General features: G+C 65.4%; 17 protein-coding genes. 16 read left to right on the top strand and 1 reads right to left on the bottom strand.

The genetic code is table 11. The features are described 5' to 3' along the window. Window positions 1-221: 221 nt before the first annotated feature. The 15 genes from rpmE to I1A62_RS14005 all read left to right on the top strand — a co-directional run bounded on the left by rpmE (window position 222) and on the right by I1A62_RS14005 (window position 12841). The gene (gene rpmE, locus I1A62_RS14075) at window positions 222-464 is read left to right on the top strand and encodes a 50S ribosomal protein L31 (protein WP_005252948.1); all 243 of its coding nucleotides are present in this window, start codon (window positions 222-224) and stop codon (window positions 462-464) included. Between the two features lie 92 nt (window positions 465-556). Then, window positions 557-1636, top strand: coding sequence for a peptide chain release factor 1 (gene prfA / locus I1A62_RS14070; protein ID WP_124395816.1), 1080 nt, complete (start codon window positions 557-559; stop codon window positions 1634-1636). A 54-nt stretch (window positions 1637-1690) separates the two neighbouring features. Next, window positions 1691-2620 (top strand): peptide chain release factor N(5)-glutamine methyltransferase, encoded by a 930-nt coding sequence (gene prmC, locus I1A62_RS14065; protein ID WP_072946115.1) that lies wholly within the window; start codon window positions 1691-1693, stop codon window positions 2618-2620. Further along, the gene (locus I1A62_RS14060; protein WP_219458927.1) at window positions 2617-3273 is read left to right on the top strand and encodes an L-threonylcarbamoyladenylate synthase; all 657 of its coding nucleotides are present in this window, start codon (window positions 2617-2619) and stop codon (window positions 3271-3273) included. The genes prmC and I1A62_RS14060 overlap by 4 nt, the downstream gene beginning before the upstream one ends. Continuing rightward, entirely contained in the window at window positions 3270-4451 is a 1182-nt protein-coding gene (locus tag I1A62_RS14055; protein ID WP_124395818.1) for a glycosyltransferase family 4 protein, read from the top strand. Before I1A62_RS14060 ends, I1A62_RS14055 begins: the two co-directional genes overlap by 4 nt. Window positions 4452-4489: 38 nt before the next feature. Then, window positions 4490-4963 (top strand): hypothetical protein, encoded by a 474-nt coding sequence (locus tag I1A62_RS14050; RefSeq protein WP_087558327.1) that lies wholly within the window; start codon window positions 4490-4492, stop codon window positions 4961-4963. A gap of 321 nt (window positions 4964-5284) precedes the next feature. Then, window positions 5285-6070, top strand: coding sequence for a F0F1 ATP synthase subunit A (gene atpB / locus I1A62_RS14045; RefSeq protein ID WP_371851572.1), 786 nt, complete (start codon window positions 5285-5287; stop codon window positions 6068-6070). A gap of 85 nt (window positions 6071-6155) precedes the next feature. Beyond that, complete coding sequence (locus I1A62_RS14040) at window positions 6156-6404, top strand: ATP synthase F0 subunit C (protein ID WP_012688412.1); 249 nt, start codon at window positions 6156-6158, stop codon at window positions 6402-6404. 7 nt (window positions 6405-6411) lie between these two features. Next, entirely contained in the window at window positions 6412-6972 is a 561-nt protein-coding gene (locus I1A62_RS14035) for a F0F1 ATP synthase subunit B (RefSeq protein WP_087558328.1), read from the top strand. 5 nt (window positions 6973-6977) lie between these two features. Next, the gene (locus I1A62_RS14030; protein WP_179220241.1) at window positions 6978-7805 is read left to right on the top strand and encodes a F0F1 ATP synthase subunit delta; all 828 of its coding nucleotides are present in this window, start codon (window positions 6978-6980) and stop codon (window positions 7803-7805) included. Between the two features lie 62 nt (window positions 7806-7867). Further along, window positions 7868-9511: a F0F1 ATP synthase subunit alpha gene (gene atpA, locus I1A62_RS14025; protein ID WP_012688409.1), complete on the top strand. Its 1644-nt coding sequence runs from the start codon at window positions 7868-7870 to the stop codon at window positions 9509-9511. A 48-nt stretch (window positions 9512-9559) separates the two neighbouring features. Further along, window positions 9560-10540: a F0F1 ATP synthase subunit gamma gene (locus I1A62_RS14020; protein WP_087558330.1), complete on the top strand. Its 981-nt coding sequence runs from the start codon at window positions 9560-9562 to the stop codon at window positions 10538-10540. 3 nt (window positions 10541-10543) lie between these two features. Next, window positions 10544-11995 (top strand): F0F1 ATP synthase subunit beta, encoded by a 1452-nt coding sequence (gene atpD, locus I1A62_RS14015; RefSeq protein ID WP_005252960.1) that lies wholly within the window; start codon window positions 10544-10546, stop codon window positions 11993-11995. A 6-nt stretch (window positions 11996-12001) separates the two neighbouring features. Continuing rightward, window positions 12002-12370 carry a F0F1 ATP synthase subunit epsilon gene (locus I1A62_RS14010; protein WP_007300053.1) on the top strand — a complete coding sequence of 123 codons (369 nt, stop codon included), beginning with the start codon at window positions 12002-12004 and terminating at the stop codon, window positions 12368-12370. Window positions 12371-12418: 48 nt separating this feature from the next. Continuing rightward, entirely contained in the window at window positions 12419-12841 is a 423-nt protein-coding gene (locus I1A62_RS14005; RefSeq protein WP_124395819.1) for a DUF2550 domain-containing protein, read from the top strand. On the opposite strand, the gene I1A62_RS14000 is transcribed toward I1A62_RS14005, so the two are convergent. Continuing rightward, on the bottom strand, window positions 12842-13417 hold the full coding sequence (locus I1A62_RS14000; RefSeq protein ID WP_124395820.1) for a cob(I)yrinic acid a,c-diamide adenosyltransferase: 576 nt from the start codon (window positions 13415-13417) through the stop codon (window positions 12842-12844). It lies immediately after the preceding gene. A gap of 54 nt (window positions 13418-13471) precedes the next feature. Here I1A62_RS14000 and murA point away from each other — a divergent pair, with 54 nt between their 5' ends. Beyond that, window positions 13472-14746, top strand: a complete 1275-nt coding sequence (murA, locus tag I1A62_RS13995; protein WP_124395821.1) for a UDP-N-acetylglucosamine 1-carboxyvinyltransferase — start codon at window positions 13472-13474, stop codon at window positions 14744-14746. Window positions 14747-15234: the final 488 nt, after the last annotated feature.

Here is a 15234-nt window from a genome sequence, read left to right as displayed (position 1 = left end):
CCGAAGCGGGGCCCGGCGACTTTCGGGCGCCGGGCCCCGCTGTTTTCCCCTCCGGAATTACCGTGGAACAAAACGCGAACCACCCGCGTTGACCACACCGCAAGCAGAAAATGCCGATTGGGATCGCGAACCTGCGATCTGGCATACTGAGCGGCTGAGTCCGGTTCCGGTTCACGTCTTCGAACGGCGAAGGCGACCCGGCGACCATTGAAAGGGACACCATGAAGTCAGGCATTCACCCCAATTACGTGGCCACCACCGTGGTCTGTGGTTGCGGCAACACCTTCGAGACCCACAGCACCAAGGAGACCGGGCGTATCAACGTCGAGGTCTGCTCGCAGTGCCACCCGTTCTACACCGGCAAGCAGAAGATCCTCGACACCGGTGGACGTGTCGCGCGCTTCGAGGCTCGCTACGGCAAGCGTGCCGGCAAGGGCGCAGCCAAGGAATCTGCAGAGTCCTAGCTGTTCCGCCGACGCCCGTCCTGCGATAATTGCAGGCCGGGCGTCGGCTTTTTTGTGCCTACTTCCCGAACGAACGCAGAGCGGAGCGAATCATGGCAGGGACCACCCAGCCTTCGGCCATCGACGACATCCTGGCCGAACATGCCGGCCTGGAGCAGCAGTTGGCGGACCCGGCCCTGCACAACGACGCTTCCGCCGCCCGCAAGGCGGGCAAGCGATTCGCCGAACTCGCGCCGATCATGGCGACGTACGGCAGGCTCAAGTCGGCGCAGGACGATCTGGACGCGGCGCGCGAACTCGCCGCCGACGACTCCAGCTTCGCCGCCGAGGTGCCCGCACTCGAGGAGCAGGTCCTCGAACTGGACAAGGCCCTCACCGATCTGCTGGCCCCCCGCGACCCGCACGACGGTGACGACGTGGTGCTCGAGGTGAAGTCGGGGGAGGGCGGCGAGGAATCCGCGCTGTTCGCCTCCGACCTGGCCCGCATGTACGTCCGGTACGCCGAGCGTCACGGTTGGCGCGTCGAGATCCTCGACGCGACCGTCTCCGACCTCGGTGGATACAAGGACGCGACCCTGTCGATCAAGTCGAAGGGCGATGTGCGTGACGGGGTCTGGGCGCGGCTGAAGTTCGAGGGCGGCGTCCACCGCGTGCAGCGCGTGCCAGTGACGGAATCGCAGGGCCGCGTCCACACGTCCGCCGCCGGTGTCCTCATCTACCCGGAACCGGAAGAGGTCGAGGAGGTGCAGATCGATGAAACCGATCTGCGTATCGACGTCTACCGCTCCTCGGGCAAGGGCGGTCAGGGTGTCAACACCACCGACTCCGCGGTCCGGATCACGCACCTGCCCACGGGCATCGTCGTGACCTGTCAGAACGAACGCTCGCAGTTGCAGAACAAGGCCCGCGCCATGCAGGTGCTCGCCGCCCGGCTGCAGGCTGCAGCGGAGGAGGCCGCGGACGCGGAGGCGTCGGCGGGCAGGCAGAGCCAGGTGCGCACCGTCGACCGTTCGGAGCGAATCCGCACGTACAACTTCCCGGAGAACCGCATCACCGATCACCGGATCGGGTTCAAGTCCCACAACCTGGATGCGGTCCTGGACGGCGAACTCGACGCCCTGCTCGACGCGCTCGGCAAGTCGGACCGTGAGGCGAGGCTCGCCGCGGAGTAACCGCGAAGCCGGGACCGCACCACCGGACGGTGGGCCGCGTGGCAGTCTGTACCTGTGAGTCGCCTTCCTCTTCGCCTGGCCCTGATCGACGCAACCGCGCAACTCGACGAGGCCGGGGTGCGTAGCTCCCGTGCGGACGCCGAACTGCTCGCCGCACACCTGCTGGGGGTGGAGCGGACCCGGCTCGGGCTCGTCCCGCTCGTCGACGAGTCGGTGATCGACGCCTACAAGAAGATGGTCGACCAGAGGGCCAAGCGGATTCCGTTGCAGTACATCCTCGGTACGGCCGCCATGGGAGACATCGACATCGAGGTCGGCCCCGGCGTTTTCGTGCCTCGCCCGGAGACGGAACTGCTGCTCGGGTGGGCGCTCGCGTTCCTCGGAAGCTGCGATCAGCATCCGCCGGTGGTCCTCGACCTGTGCACCGGGTCGGGCGCGCTCGCGCTGGCGATCGCCAACGCCCGCCCCGACGCCGTCGTGCACGCCGTCGAATTGGAACCGCATGCTCTTGCGTGGGCTCGGCGCAATGCCGACGCCCGTGAACAGGCAGGTGACGCGCCGATCCGTCTGTATCAGGGCGACGTGACCGACCGGACGTTGCTCGCCGGGCTCGAGGGCGGGGTCGACCTGATCGTCGCGAATCCGCCGTACATCCCGGAGGGTGTCGAACTCGAACCTGAGGTGGCCGACCACGATCCGCACAGCGCTCTGTTCGCCGGACCGGACGGTCTGTCCGTCATCAAGCCGATGATCTCGAACGTCGCGCGCTGGCTGCGGATCGGGGGAGCGGTCGGCATCGAGCACGACGACTCGAACGGCTCCGACGTGGCGGCGCTGTTCGCGTCCCGCCGGGTGTTCGGCGAGGTCGCGGAGCACCCGGACCTGGCCGGGAAGCCGCGCTTCGTCGTGGCCCGGCGCGTCGCAACGGATATCGAGGCGCAGCGTGCAGGGGCCGACGCCGAGGGTGAAAGAATGAACCGGTGAGTACCGTTTACGACTGTGGCCTTCCCGATTCACGCGCCGCCGGACTGAGTGCGGCCAAGAATGCGCTGAAGGCCGGACGACTCGTCGTGCTCCCCACGGACACGCTGTACGGAATCGGCGCGGACGCCTTCGACGGCGAGGCCGTCGCCGCCCTCCTGCGGGCCAAGGGTCGCGGCCGCGACATGCCGGTGCCCGTGCTCGTCGGCTCGTGGAACACGATCGACGGCCTGGTGTACAGCGTGCGCCCGCAGGCGCGCGACCTCATCCGGGCGTTCTGGCCCGGCGGGCTGAGTCTCGTTGTGGAACAAGCACCTTCGCTGGCGTGGGATCTCGGCGACACCCGGGGCACGGTCATGCTGCGCATGCCGCTGCACCCGGTCGCACTCGAACTGCTGCGTGAGGTCGGACCGCTCGCGGTGTCGAGTGCCAACGTCTCCGGGCGCCCGCCCGCGACGACGGTGGAGGAGGCCCGCGAGCAACTCGGCTTATCGGCGAGCGTGTACCTCGACGGCGGCCGGGCGGAACAGGGGCAGGCGTCGACCATCGTCGACCTTACCGGCGCCACCCCGCGGATCCTGCGTGAAGGCGCGGTGCCCACCGGCGATGTCGCCGACGTGCTCGGAGTGACGGCGGAGAGTCTGTCCGCCCAGTGAGTGCTGCCGAATCGGCCGGCACGGTGCTGGCCCAAGCAGGTGGGGGCGCGGGTGTCCCGCTGCGTGAACTCCTGCTCGTCCTCTTCACGGCCGCGGTGGTGACCTACCTCGCGACCGGGGCCGTGCGGCTGTTCGCACTGCGGTTCGGGGCGGTGGCGGTGCCGCGGGACCGGGACGTCCACGTCACGCCGACGCCCCGCCTCGGCGGGGTCGGCATGTATCTCGGCATGCTCGTCGCGTTGTTGTTCGCGCAACAGTTACCCGCGCTCACCAGGGGATTCGAGTTCACTTCCGACATTCCCGCGGCCGTGGTGTCGGGGTTCGTGATCGTGCTGGTGGGCGTGGTCGACGACCGCTGGGGCCTGGACGCGCTCACCAAGTTCGTCGGCCAGGTCACGGCGGCCGGGATCCTCGTCGTGATGGGCGTGAGCTGGTTCATCGTCTACATGCCGTTCGGGGACGGCAGCACGGTCATCCTCGACCAGTTGCAGGCCGGTCTCGTCACCGTGGGCGTCGCGGTGGTGATGGTGAACGCCATGAACTTCGTCGACGGGCTCGACGGCCTCGCAGCGGGCCTCGGCCTGATCTCCTCGCTCGCGATCTGCGTGTTCTCGGTGGGACTTCTTCACGATCAGGGCGGCGACGTCAGCGCTTATCCGCCCGCACTGATCGCCGCCGCGCTGGCAGGTGCGTGTCTCGGTTTCCTTCCGCACAACTTCCAGCCCGCCAAGATCTTCATGGGCGACTCCGGTTCCATGCTGATCGGGCTGATGCTCGCGGCCATCTCCACCAGCGCGTCCGGTCGCATCCCGTTGACCGCGTACGGCACCCGTGACCTGCTCGGTCTGCTCTCGCCGCTGCTGCTGGTCGGCGCGGTCATGTTCATTCCGATCCTCGACCTGTTGCTGGCCATCGTCCGGCGCACCCGCGCCGGAGTCAGCCCGTTCAGCCCCGACAAGATGCACCTCCATCACCGCCTCCTGCAGATCGGGCACTCGCACCGCCGTGTCGTGCTGCTTATCTACTTGTGGGTCGGTGTGCTGGCGTTCGGCGCGGTCGGTTCGGCCCTGTTCGACCGTCGCGTCGTCGTGCTCCTGGTGGCGGGCGGCCTCGTCTTTGCGCTGGTCGTCACGGCTGTCCCGTCGATTCGGGGACAGCAGCACGACCGTCGGGGCTGACGGGAGGGTTGCCGCGGACCGGTGAGGATCCACTACCCTTGGCGACCGTGACGTTCACCCCTGCCTCTGCCCCTGATCACACCGCGTCGTTGCGGGCTGCCGTCCGCTACGGAGTTCTCGGTCTGATCGTGCTGGCAGTGGTCGGTTCGATCATCGCTTTTCTCGTCGCGGGCAAGCCCGGCCTGTACGGGGCACTTCTCGGTGCGGCCGTCGGGGGAGGGTTCATCCTGTGCACCGCACTCGGTGTGCTGTTCACCGCGAAGCTTCCGGCCCTGACGGCGGGAGCGGTACTGCTCGGTACGTGGTTGCTGAAGATGATCCTCGCGATCACGGTCCTCGCGATCCTCAAACCGCTCGACTTCTACGACAAAACGGCATTGGTGCTGGTCATGGTGCTTTCGCTGGTCATCGTGCTGGGGGCGGAAACGTTCGGAGTGCTCGGGACCAAGGCGCCGTACGTCGAACCCACACCGTCGGACGACACAGGATCGTCCGATTCGGACGATAAGTAGTACTACGAGATGTAGTAAAATTGAATCGACCCCGACCCCGTCTACACAACGTCGTAGATGACTTGCTAAGGTCTGGGTCAAGCGAGAGCAATGAGAGTGCGAGTCAGTTACTCGCCGGTATTGCATGCTTGTAGGTGGCCGCACATCCAGGGCCGCCGAGTCGACGAGAGTCGCCGACACCGACAGACGCTGGACTCGAACAGTCCTCAGCAGCTGACGAATACGCGAGTCGAGCTTGTCGACTTGTTTGATCGTCAATGTCCGATCGAACCGCAGTCAACCAAGGCTGCGGACCGACTACGGGAGAGAACGCTGAGCGTCATCAACGTGGCCGCGGAAGAATTCCACGCGCCTTCCCTGAACGACTTCTTCCCGCCCGCGGTCCTGTTCGAAGGGACTCCGTTCGAACTCGACCGCCTGATGCTGGTTCGCATCCTGCTGTCCGCGCTGATGATGCTCTTCTTCGTCATCGCGATGCGCAGCCCGAAGATCATTCCTCGCGGTGTCCAGAACATCGGTGAGATCGCGCTCGACTTCGTCCGGATCAACATCGCGGAAGAGATTCTCGGCAAGGAGCAGGGCAAGCGCTTCCTGCCGGTCATCACGACCATCTTCTTCCTGGTGCTCGCCAGCAACCTCGGCAGCATCATCCCCTTCATCAACATCTCGCCGAACGCGCGAATCGGCATGCCGCTCGTGCTCGCTGCCCTGGCGTACATCGTGTTCAACTACGTCGGCATCAAGAAGTACGGCTTCTTCAAGTACGTGAAGAGCAGCATCGTGGTTCCGGGTGTGCCGCTTCCGCTGCACTTCCTGCTCGTGCCGATCGAGTTCATCTCGACGTTCGTCCTCCGGCCGTTCACGCTCATGGTTCGTCTCATGGCCAACATGCTGGCCGGCCACATCCTGTTGGTGCTGTTCTTCAGCGCCACTCAGTATTTCTTCTTCGTCTCCGGTGGGTTCCAGGCCGTGTTCGGTGTGGCCTCGCTTGCCGCCGGCATTGCATTCACCTTCTTCGAACTGCTGGTGATCTTCCTGCAGGCCTACGTCTTCGCGCTGCTCACGTCGGTGTACATCGACCTGGCACTGCACGCGGATTCGCACTGAGCACCACCAAGCTTCACGACCAGCTACACCAAGAACTGAGCCTCGCCGAACACGGTGGAGGTCAACAGAAAGGGAACGAAACACCATGAGCCTCGCGTACCTGGCACAGGAAGCGGTCGAGACCACCACCACGGCGAAGGGCTTCGGAGCCATCGGCTACGGCCTCGCCGCGATCGGCCCCGGCATCGGCGTGGGTATCGTCGTCGGTAAGGCAATCGAGGGCATGGTTCGCCAGCCCGAGATGGCCGGACAGGTTCGTACCACGATGTTCCTCGGTATCGCCTTCACCGAAGCCCTCGCGCTGATCGGCCTCGTCGCCGGCTTCATTTTCTAAGACCGTCATGGCAGCCAACATCGCATTGCTCGCGGCAGAGGAAGAGAGCCACAACCCTCTCCTCCCCGCGACGTATGACATCGTTTGGTCGATCGTCTGCCTGGTCATCGTTGGTTTCGTCTTCTGGAAGTACGTCCTTCCGATGTTCCAGAAGGTCCTTGCCGAGCGAACCGAGCAGATCGACGGCGGCATCAAGCGGGCCGAAGAGGCCCAGGCCGAAGCGAAAGCGGCGCTCGAGCAGTACCGCGCCCAGCTGGCCGAAGCTCGCACCGAGGCTGCGCAGATCCGTGAGGACGCGCGCACCCAGGGGCAGCAGATCATCGCCGAAATGAAGGCACAGGCTCAGGAAGAAAGCGACCGCATCGTGGCCGCCGGCAACAACCAGTTGGTTGCCCAGCGTCAGCAGATCGTTGCCGAACTGCGCGGCGATCTCGGCCGCACCGCCGTCGACCTCGCTGAGAAGCTCATCGGTGAGTCCCTCGCCGATGACGTGAAGCGGGCAGGCACGGTCGATCGATTCCTGAACGAGCTCGACTCCATCGGCGCAAATTCCGCAGCAGGGAAGTGAGCACCATGTACGCAGCGAGCCGTGAGGCCTTGACGCAGACCCGTGCTGCGTTGTCTTCGGCCTTGGGATCCGTCTCTGCCGGAGCAGCCACAGCGGCCGCGGCCCAGATCGGGGCCGAGCTGTTCTCGGTCGTCGAGATCCTGGACGAGCAGCGCACTCTCCGGAGCGCGCTGTCGGACACCTCGACGACCGGGAGCGTTCGCGAAGGTCTGGCCCAGCAGGTGTTCGGCGGCAAGGTCTCGGCCGAGACCCTGGCCGTCCTGAAGGCGGCGGTGGGCCAGGACTGGTCCGCCACCTCCGACCTGCTCAACTCGCTGGTGCTCCTCGGTCGGGAATCGCTGCTGAAGGCAGCGGCCGATCAGGGACAGCTCGACGCCGTCGAGGACGAGCTCTTCCGTCTCGGCCGCATCGTTGCCGGTGACCCGAAGCTCGAGCAGTCACTGTCCGACCGTTCCGTACCGGCGAAGGGCAAGCGTGACCTGCTCTCCAAGCTGCTGTACGGCAAGGTCACCGCGGTCTCCGAGGCATTGGCGACCCAGGCAGTGGGCCGGTTGAAGAACTCCGCACCCGCGGACGCCTTCGACGCACTGTCGAATCTGGCAGCAGCACAGCGGAAGGCCGTTGTCGCCAAGGTGCGCAGCGCTGCTCCGCTGTCCAGTGAGCAGTCGGATCGGCTGACCGCCACCCTCACCCGTACCTACGGGAAGCCGGTGACGGTTCACGTGGAGGTCGATCCTGAACTCCTCAGCGGCTTGGTCGTCCGGGTGGGCGACGAGGTGATCGACGGCAGCGGAGCGGGACGTCTCGCAGCGTTGCGAAAGTCCCTCAAGTAGTCCGCAACCGAACCCCATACCCCAGATCTTTTCGAAGACCAGACACCGAGAGCAGGAAAAACATGGCGGAGCTGACGATCTCCTCCGACGAGATCCGTAGCGCGATCGAGAACTACACCGCGAGCTACTCCCCGGAGGCCTCCCGCGAAGAGGTCGGCGTCGTGACCGACACCAGCGACGGCATCGCGCACGTCAGTGGCCTGCCTTCGGCGATGGCCAACGAATTGCTGGAGTTCCCCGGCGGAATTCTGGGCGTCGCGCTCAACCTGGATGCCACCGAGATCGGTGCCGTCATCCTGGGCGATTACGAGAACATCCAGGAAGGCCAGGAAGTCAAGCGGACCGGCGACGTGCTGTCGGTACCCGTCGGCGACGCCTTCCTCGGCCGCGTCATCAACCCGCTCGGCCAGCCGATCGACGGCCTGGGCGAGATCGCGAGCGACGAGACCCGCGCCCTCGAGCTGCAGGCTGCCTCGGTGCTCGAGCGTCAGCCCGTCGAGGAGCCGCTGCAGACCGGCATCAAGGCCATCGACGCGATGACCCCGATCGGCCGCGGACAGCGTCAGCTCGTCATCGGCGACCGTAAGACGGGCAAGACCGCCGTCTGCATCGACGCGATCCTGAACCAGAAGGCCAACTGGGAGACCGGCGACGAGAAGCAGCAGGTTCGCTGCATCTACGTCGCGATCGGCCAGAAGGGCTCCACCATCGCGGGCGTCAAGGCTGCCCTCGAGGAGCAGGGCGCGATGGAGTACACCACCATCGTCGCGGCCCCGGCCTCCGACTCCGCCGGTTTCAAGTGGCTCGCCCCCTACACCGGCTCCGCCATCGGTCAGCACTGGATGTACCAGGGCAAGCACGTCCTGGTCGTGTTCGACGACCTGACCAAGCAGGCCGAGGCGTACCGCGCCATCTCGCTGCTGCTGCGTCGCCCGCCGGGACGTGAGGCATACCCCGGTGACGTCTTCTACCTGCACTCCCGCCTGCTGGAGCGTTCGGCCAAGCTGTCCGACGCCCTGGGTGGAGGTTCGCTGACCGCGCTGCCGATCATCGAGACCAAGGCCAACGACGTCTCGGCCTACATCCCGACCAACGTCATCTCCATCACCGACGGTCAGGTGTTCCTCGAGTCGGACCTGTTCAACAAGGGTGTCCGTCCCGCCATCAACGTCGGCATCTCGGTGTCCCGTGTCGGTGGCGCCGCGCAGACCAAGGGCATGAAGAAGGTGTCCGGCTCGCTGCGTCTGGAGCTGGCCCAGTTCCGTGAGCTCGAGGCGTTCTCCGCCTTCGCCTCCGACCTGGACGCCGCCTCGAAGGCACAGCTCGAGCGTGGTGCCCGCCTGGTGGAGCTGCTGAAGCAGGATCAGTACAGCCCGATCCCCGTCGAGGACCAGATCGTGTCGATCTACCTCGCCGGTGAAGGTGTCTTCGACAGCGTGCCCGTCGGCGACGTCCGTCGCTTCGAGGCCGAACTGCTCGACGAGCTGCACCGCACCGCCTCCGGCGTGTACGAGAGCATCAAGGGCGGCAAGGCCCTCGACGCCGACAACGCCAAGGCGCTGGTCGAGGCGACCGACAAGTTCAAGGAAACCTTCCTCGCGTCCGACGGAAGCCGGGTCGTGAACGAGGCCGAGGCTGAAGCTCTGGACGCCGGCGAGGTCGGCCACGAGCAGATCAACGTCAAGCGCACCACCGTCAGCAAGTGAGCGGCCTGCCCATGATGCTGCGAAACATGAAGGGAGAGTGATCGATCGATGGCAAGCATTCTCGAACTGAGGTCTCGCATCAAGTCGGTCAACTCGACCAAGAAGATCACCAAGGCCCAGGAACTGATCGCGACCTCGCGGATCACGAAGGCACAGTCGCGCGTCGCCGCGGCGAAGCCGTACGCCGAGGAGATCACGAAGGTTCTCTCGGAGCTGGCGAGCGCGTCCGCTTCGCTGGACCACCCGTTGCTCAACGAGCGCACCGATCCCAAGCGTGCCGCGGTCCTGGTCGTCACCAGCGACCGCGGTATGTGCGGCGGATACAACTCCAACGTCCTCAAGGAGGCCGAGGAGCTGTTCCAGCTGCTGCGCAGCGAGGGCAAGGATCCGGTCATCTACGTGCTCGGATCCAAGGGTCTGGGGTACTACACGTTCCGTGGCCGCGATCTGGGGGGTGCGTGGACCGGATTCTCCCAGGATCCGGGCTACTCCGACGCTGCCAAGGCGAGCCGGCACCTGGTCGACCTGTTCATGGCCGGATCCGGCTCCGAGGTTCCCGCGCCCAACGGCGAGGGCACCATCGAAGGCGTCGACGAGCTGCACATCGTCTACACCCGTTTCGTGTCGATGCTGACCCAGTCTCCCGAGGTTCGCCGGATGGCTCCCCTCGAGGTGATGGTCTCCGAGGAGCACGTCGAACTCGGCGAAGACATGCTGACGAACGGTCACGGGTCCAGCAACTCGGAACCGGTCGCCGGATACAACTTCGAGCCGGAACCCGACAAGCTGCTCGGTGCCCTGCTGCCGAAGTACATCAGCACCCGCATCTACTCCTCGCTGCTGGATGCTGCGGCGTCGGAGTCGGCTGCCCGTCGTACGGCCATGAAGGCCGCGACGGACAACGCAAACGAACTGGTGAACACGTTGAGCCGTCAGGCAAACCAGGCTCGCCAGGCCCAGATCACCCAGGAAATCAGCGAGATCGTCGGCGGCGCGAATGCGCTCGCCTCGAGCGCAGGAAGTGACTAAGCAATGACCGCAGCAGTAACCGAAAACAACGGGGCAGGCTCGGGTTCGTCCGTCGCCGGCCGCGTCGTGCGGGTCATCGGTCCCGTCGTGGACGTTGAATTCCCGCGTGGCGCCATTCCTGAACTGTTCAACGCCCTGCACGCCGAGATCACGCTCCCCTCGGTCGCCAAGACGCTGACCCTCGAGGTCGCACAGCACCTCGGCGACAACCTGGTGCGCACCGTCTCGATGCAGCCCACCGACGGTCTGATCCGCGGCACCTCGGTGTCCGACACGGGCAAGCCGATCTCGGTTCCCGTCGGCGACGTCGTCAAGGGCCACGTCTTCAACGCGCTGGGCGACTGCCTCGACGCTCCCGGCACGGGTCGCGACGGCGAGCAGTGGGGCATCCACCGCAAGCCACCGGCCTTCGACCAGCTCGAGGGCAAGACCGAGATCCTCGAGACCGGTATCAAGGTCATCGACCTCCTCACCCCGTACGTCAAGGGTGGAAAGATCGGTCTGTTCGGTGGTGCCGGTGTCGGCAAGACCGTTCTGATCCAGGAAATGATCACCCGTATCGCCCGCGAGTTCTCCGGAACCTCGGTGTTCGCAGGTGTCGGTGAGCGCACCCGTGAGGGCACCGACCTTCACCTCGAGATGGAAGAGATGGGCGTCCTCCAGGACACCGCCCTTGTCTTCGGCCAGATGGACGAGCCGCCGGGAACGCGTATGCGCGTCGCCCTGTCCGCGCTGACCATGGCGGAGTACTTCCGCGATGTCCAGGGCCAGGACGTGCTGCTGTTCATCGACAACATCTTCCGTTTCACCCAGGCCGGTTCCGAGGTGTCGACCCTGCTCGGTCGTATGCCTTCGGCCGTGGGTTACCAGCCGACCCTGGCTGACGAGATGGGTGAGCTGCAGGAACGCATCACCTCGACGCGAGGCCGCTCCATCACCTCGCTGCAGGCGATCTACGTGCCCGCCGACGACTACACCGACCCGGCGCCGGCCACGACGTTCGCGCACCTCGATGCCACCACCGAGCTGTCGCGTCCGATCTCGCAGATGGGTATCTACCCCGCTGTGGACCCGCTGACCTCCACCTCCCGCATCCTGGAGCCCGGCATCGTCGGTGCCGAGCACTTCCGGGTCGCCAACGAGGTCAAGCGCATCCTGCAGAAGTACAAGGAACTGCAGGACATCATCGCCATCCTCGGTATGGACGAGCTGCAGGAAGAGGACAAGGTGCTCGTCGGCCGTGCCCGTCGCCTGCAGAAGTTCCTCGGCCAGAACTTCATCGTCGCCGAGAAGTTCACCGGTGAGCCCGGCTCCGTGGTGCCGCTCCGCGACACCATCGAGGCGTTCGACCGCATCTGCAAGGGCGAGTTCGATCACCTGCCCGAGCAGGCGTTCAACAGCTGTGGTGGACTCGACGACGTCGAGGCTGCAGCCAAGAAGATCGCCGGGAAGTAGTCGACGATGGCTGAGATGACCGTGGAACTCGTCGCCGTGGAGCGACGGTTGTGGTCTGGTTCGGCGACTCTCGTCAGCGCACAGACGACCGAGGGCGAGATCGGTGTCATGCCTGGGCATGAGCCAGTTCTCGGACAGCTGGTCGAGGGCGGAGTGGTTGCGATCACGACGGCCGACGGTGAGCGTATCGTCGCTGCTGTGCACGGCGGATTCCTGTCCGTGACCGCGAAGACAGTCACGATCCTCGCCGAGTCAGCCGACTTGGCCGAGGACATCGATGTGGAAGCGGCCAAGGCCGTGCTTGCAGAGAGTGGAGACGACCTCGAGGCGATTGCTGTCGCCAAGGGTCGGGTCCGCGCTGTAGAGCGCGCCTAGGCTGCACGAGAAAGACCGCGACGGAGCCGACGAACAGTGACAATCGGAATGACTGTGTTGATCATTCTGGTTGTGCTGCTCGCGGCCTTCGTCGCGGTCTTTTTGTATCGGCTTGCAGTATTGCGCCGCGGGGGCACCGCGGCGATCCTCCGGGTGACGCCTGCCCCGGGAGACACCGGGTGGCGCCACGGCGTCATCCGCTACGGCGAGGGTTCCCTCGTCTTCTTCAAACTGTCGAGTCTGCGACCCGGTCCCGATTCGCGCATCGAGCGCCAGGGCATCGAGGTCGCAGGGCGTCGCAGCCCCGAGGGCTCCGAATTCGACATCATGTCCGAGGAGATCATCATCCTGTCGGTCAAGGACCGCGGGAGCTCGTACGAGATCGCCTTGGACGGGGGAGCGTTGACCGCGTTCCTGTCCTGGGTCGAATCGCGACCGTCCGGCCGATCGGTTCGCGGTCGCCGACTCTGATCAGGACTTCCCGGCTCCCGGCTTCCAGAGTACGTCGCCCTCGGGGTTCGCGAGCCTGCTGACGATGAACAGCAGATCCGACAGCCGGTTGAGGTACTTCGCCGGAAGAGCGTTGGTGGTCGCCGGGTTCGCGTCGACGGCGGCCCACGCGGACCGTTCGGCGCGACGAGTCACCGTCCGAGCTACGTGCAGCAGCGCTCCCAGCGCCGTCCCGCCCGGGAGAATGAAGGAGTTCAGCGGCTCCAGGCGTTCGTTCAATTCGTCGCACCAGCCTTCGAGGCGATCGACGTACTCGCCGGTGATGCGCAGCGGCGGGTATTTCGGTTCGGCCTCCACCGGGGTGGAGAGGTCGGCGCCGGCATCGAACAGGTCGTTCTGGATCTGCCGCAGTATCGACCGGATCTCCTCCGGCGGGTCGCCCAGCGCGACCGCAACCCCGATCGAGGCGTTCGCCTCGTCGCAGTCGGCGTACGCGATCAGCCGCGGATCGTTCTTCGACACACGGGAGAAATCGCTGAGTCCGGTGGTCCCGTCGTCGCCGGTCCGGGTATAGATCTTGGTGAGGTGTACGGCCATAGCGTTACGGTACCGGCCTCCGGTGTCGGCATCCCTGGCTCTAGGCTGTGTTCTGTGAGCGAACGCTTCCTTGTCACCGGCGGTAACCGCCTCGTAGGTGAAGTGTCTGTCGGGGGCGCGAAGAACAGCGTTCTCAAGCTGATGGCGGCAGCGCTGTTGGCTGAGGGCACCACAACTGTCACCAATTGTCCGGACATCCTGGATGTTCCCTTGATGGCCGACGTCCTGCGCGGCCTCGGCTGCGAGGTGGACCTCGACGATTCCGTCGTCCGGATCACGACACCCGCCGAACCTAAACATCACGCCGATTTCGCGGCGGTACGTCAGTTCCGCGCGTCCGTGTGTGTTCTCGGACCGCTCGTCGCGCGCTGCCGTCGCGCCGTGGTCGCGCTGCCCGGTGGCGACGCCATCGGTTCGCGGCCCCTCGACATGCATCAGTCGGGGCTGCGGTTGCTGGGTGCGCACAGCACGATCGAGCACGGCTGCGTGGTCGCACAGGCCGAGGACCTGCACGGTGCGAATATCCGGCTCGCATTCCCGTCGGTCGGGGCGACCGAGAACATCCTGATGGCCGCCGTCCTCGCCAAGGGCGAGACGGTGATCGACAACGCGGCCCGCGAACCCGAGATCGTCGACCTGTGCAACATGCTGATCCAGATGGGCGCGAAGATCCTCGGTGCCGGCACGTCCACACTGACCATCCAGGGCGTCCCCAAGCTCGAGCCGACCACGCACCGCGTCATCGGTGACCGGATCGTTGCGGCGACGTGGGGGATCGCCGCGTCGATGACCCGCGGCGATGTGCGCGTGCGCGGGGTCAACCCGAAGCACCTCGGCCTGGTGCTCGACAAACTGCGGGTGGCCGGCGCCGAGGTCACGGCCGAGGCCGACGGATTCCGAGTGGTCCAGGAAGCGCGGCCGACGGCCGTCAACTTTGCGACCCTGCCCTATCCGGGTTTCCCCACCGACCTGCAGCCGATGGCCATCGGGCTCGCGGCGGTCGCGGAGGGAACGTCGATGATCACGGAGAACGTCTTCGAGGCGCGGTTCCGCTTCGTCGAAGAGATGATCCGGTTGGGCGCCGATGCCCGGACCGACGGTCATCACGCCGTGATCCGGGGAATCGCCCAGCTGTCGAGTGCGCCGGTGTGGTCCTCGGATATCCGGGCAGGCGCCGGCCTCGTGCTTGCGGGTCTCGTCGCCGACGGGGTGACCGAAGTGCACGACGTCTTTCACATCGACCGCGGCTATCCCCGCTTCGTCGAGATCCTCCAGGAACTCGGTGGCCTCATCGAACGAGTCGACGCGGAACCCGGTTCTGCACGGTGAGTCCGGCGTCACAGCGGCCGGTATGAGCGGCAAAGCCCCGGATCCGTAGGGGCACACCAGCTCTGACCAGCGGAATCCCTAACTGTAAACACCGTGACCTGGCGATTTGGCAAGCAGTTTCCCTTCGCGTAACTTATTCCAGGTCAGAGCGACACGGACACCGACCCCGGCCGGAAGGCGGGGGACACGAGGTTGGACGAAGGCGCCTGGTAAATCGGAAGTTCACTGCCGTGTATGGTGGTGCTTCAATCCCGGTTTGATCTTGATCAGCGTCACGGCTTGCGCCGGTGAAGCTGGTAGGATAAGATGGAACGGTTGCCTCGGAGCGGCCGAAGTTGATACTTCGGTGGTGATGGTGTGCGCGTGTTCTTTGAGAACTCAACAGTGTGTCGATGAATGTCAGTGCCAAATGTTTTTGGTACTCCGCATCACGAGTGTTCAACCGCCTCTTGGGGTTTGGTTGATGTTGTGGTGTGGGTATTTGCTGG

Source organism: Rhodococcus sp. USK10, assembly GCF_019378875.1.
In the GTDB taxonomy this organism is placed as follows: Bacteria; Actinomycetota; Actinomycetes; order Mycobacteriales; family Mycobacteriaceae; genus Rhodococcus_F; species Rhodococcus_F pseudokoreensis.
This window is presented reverse-complemented; position numbering and strand designations above follow the sequence as displayed.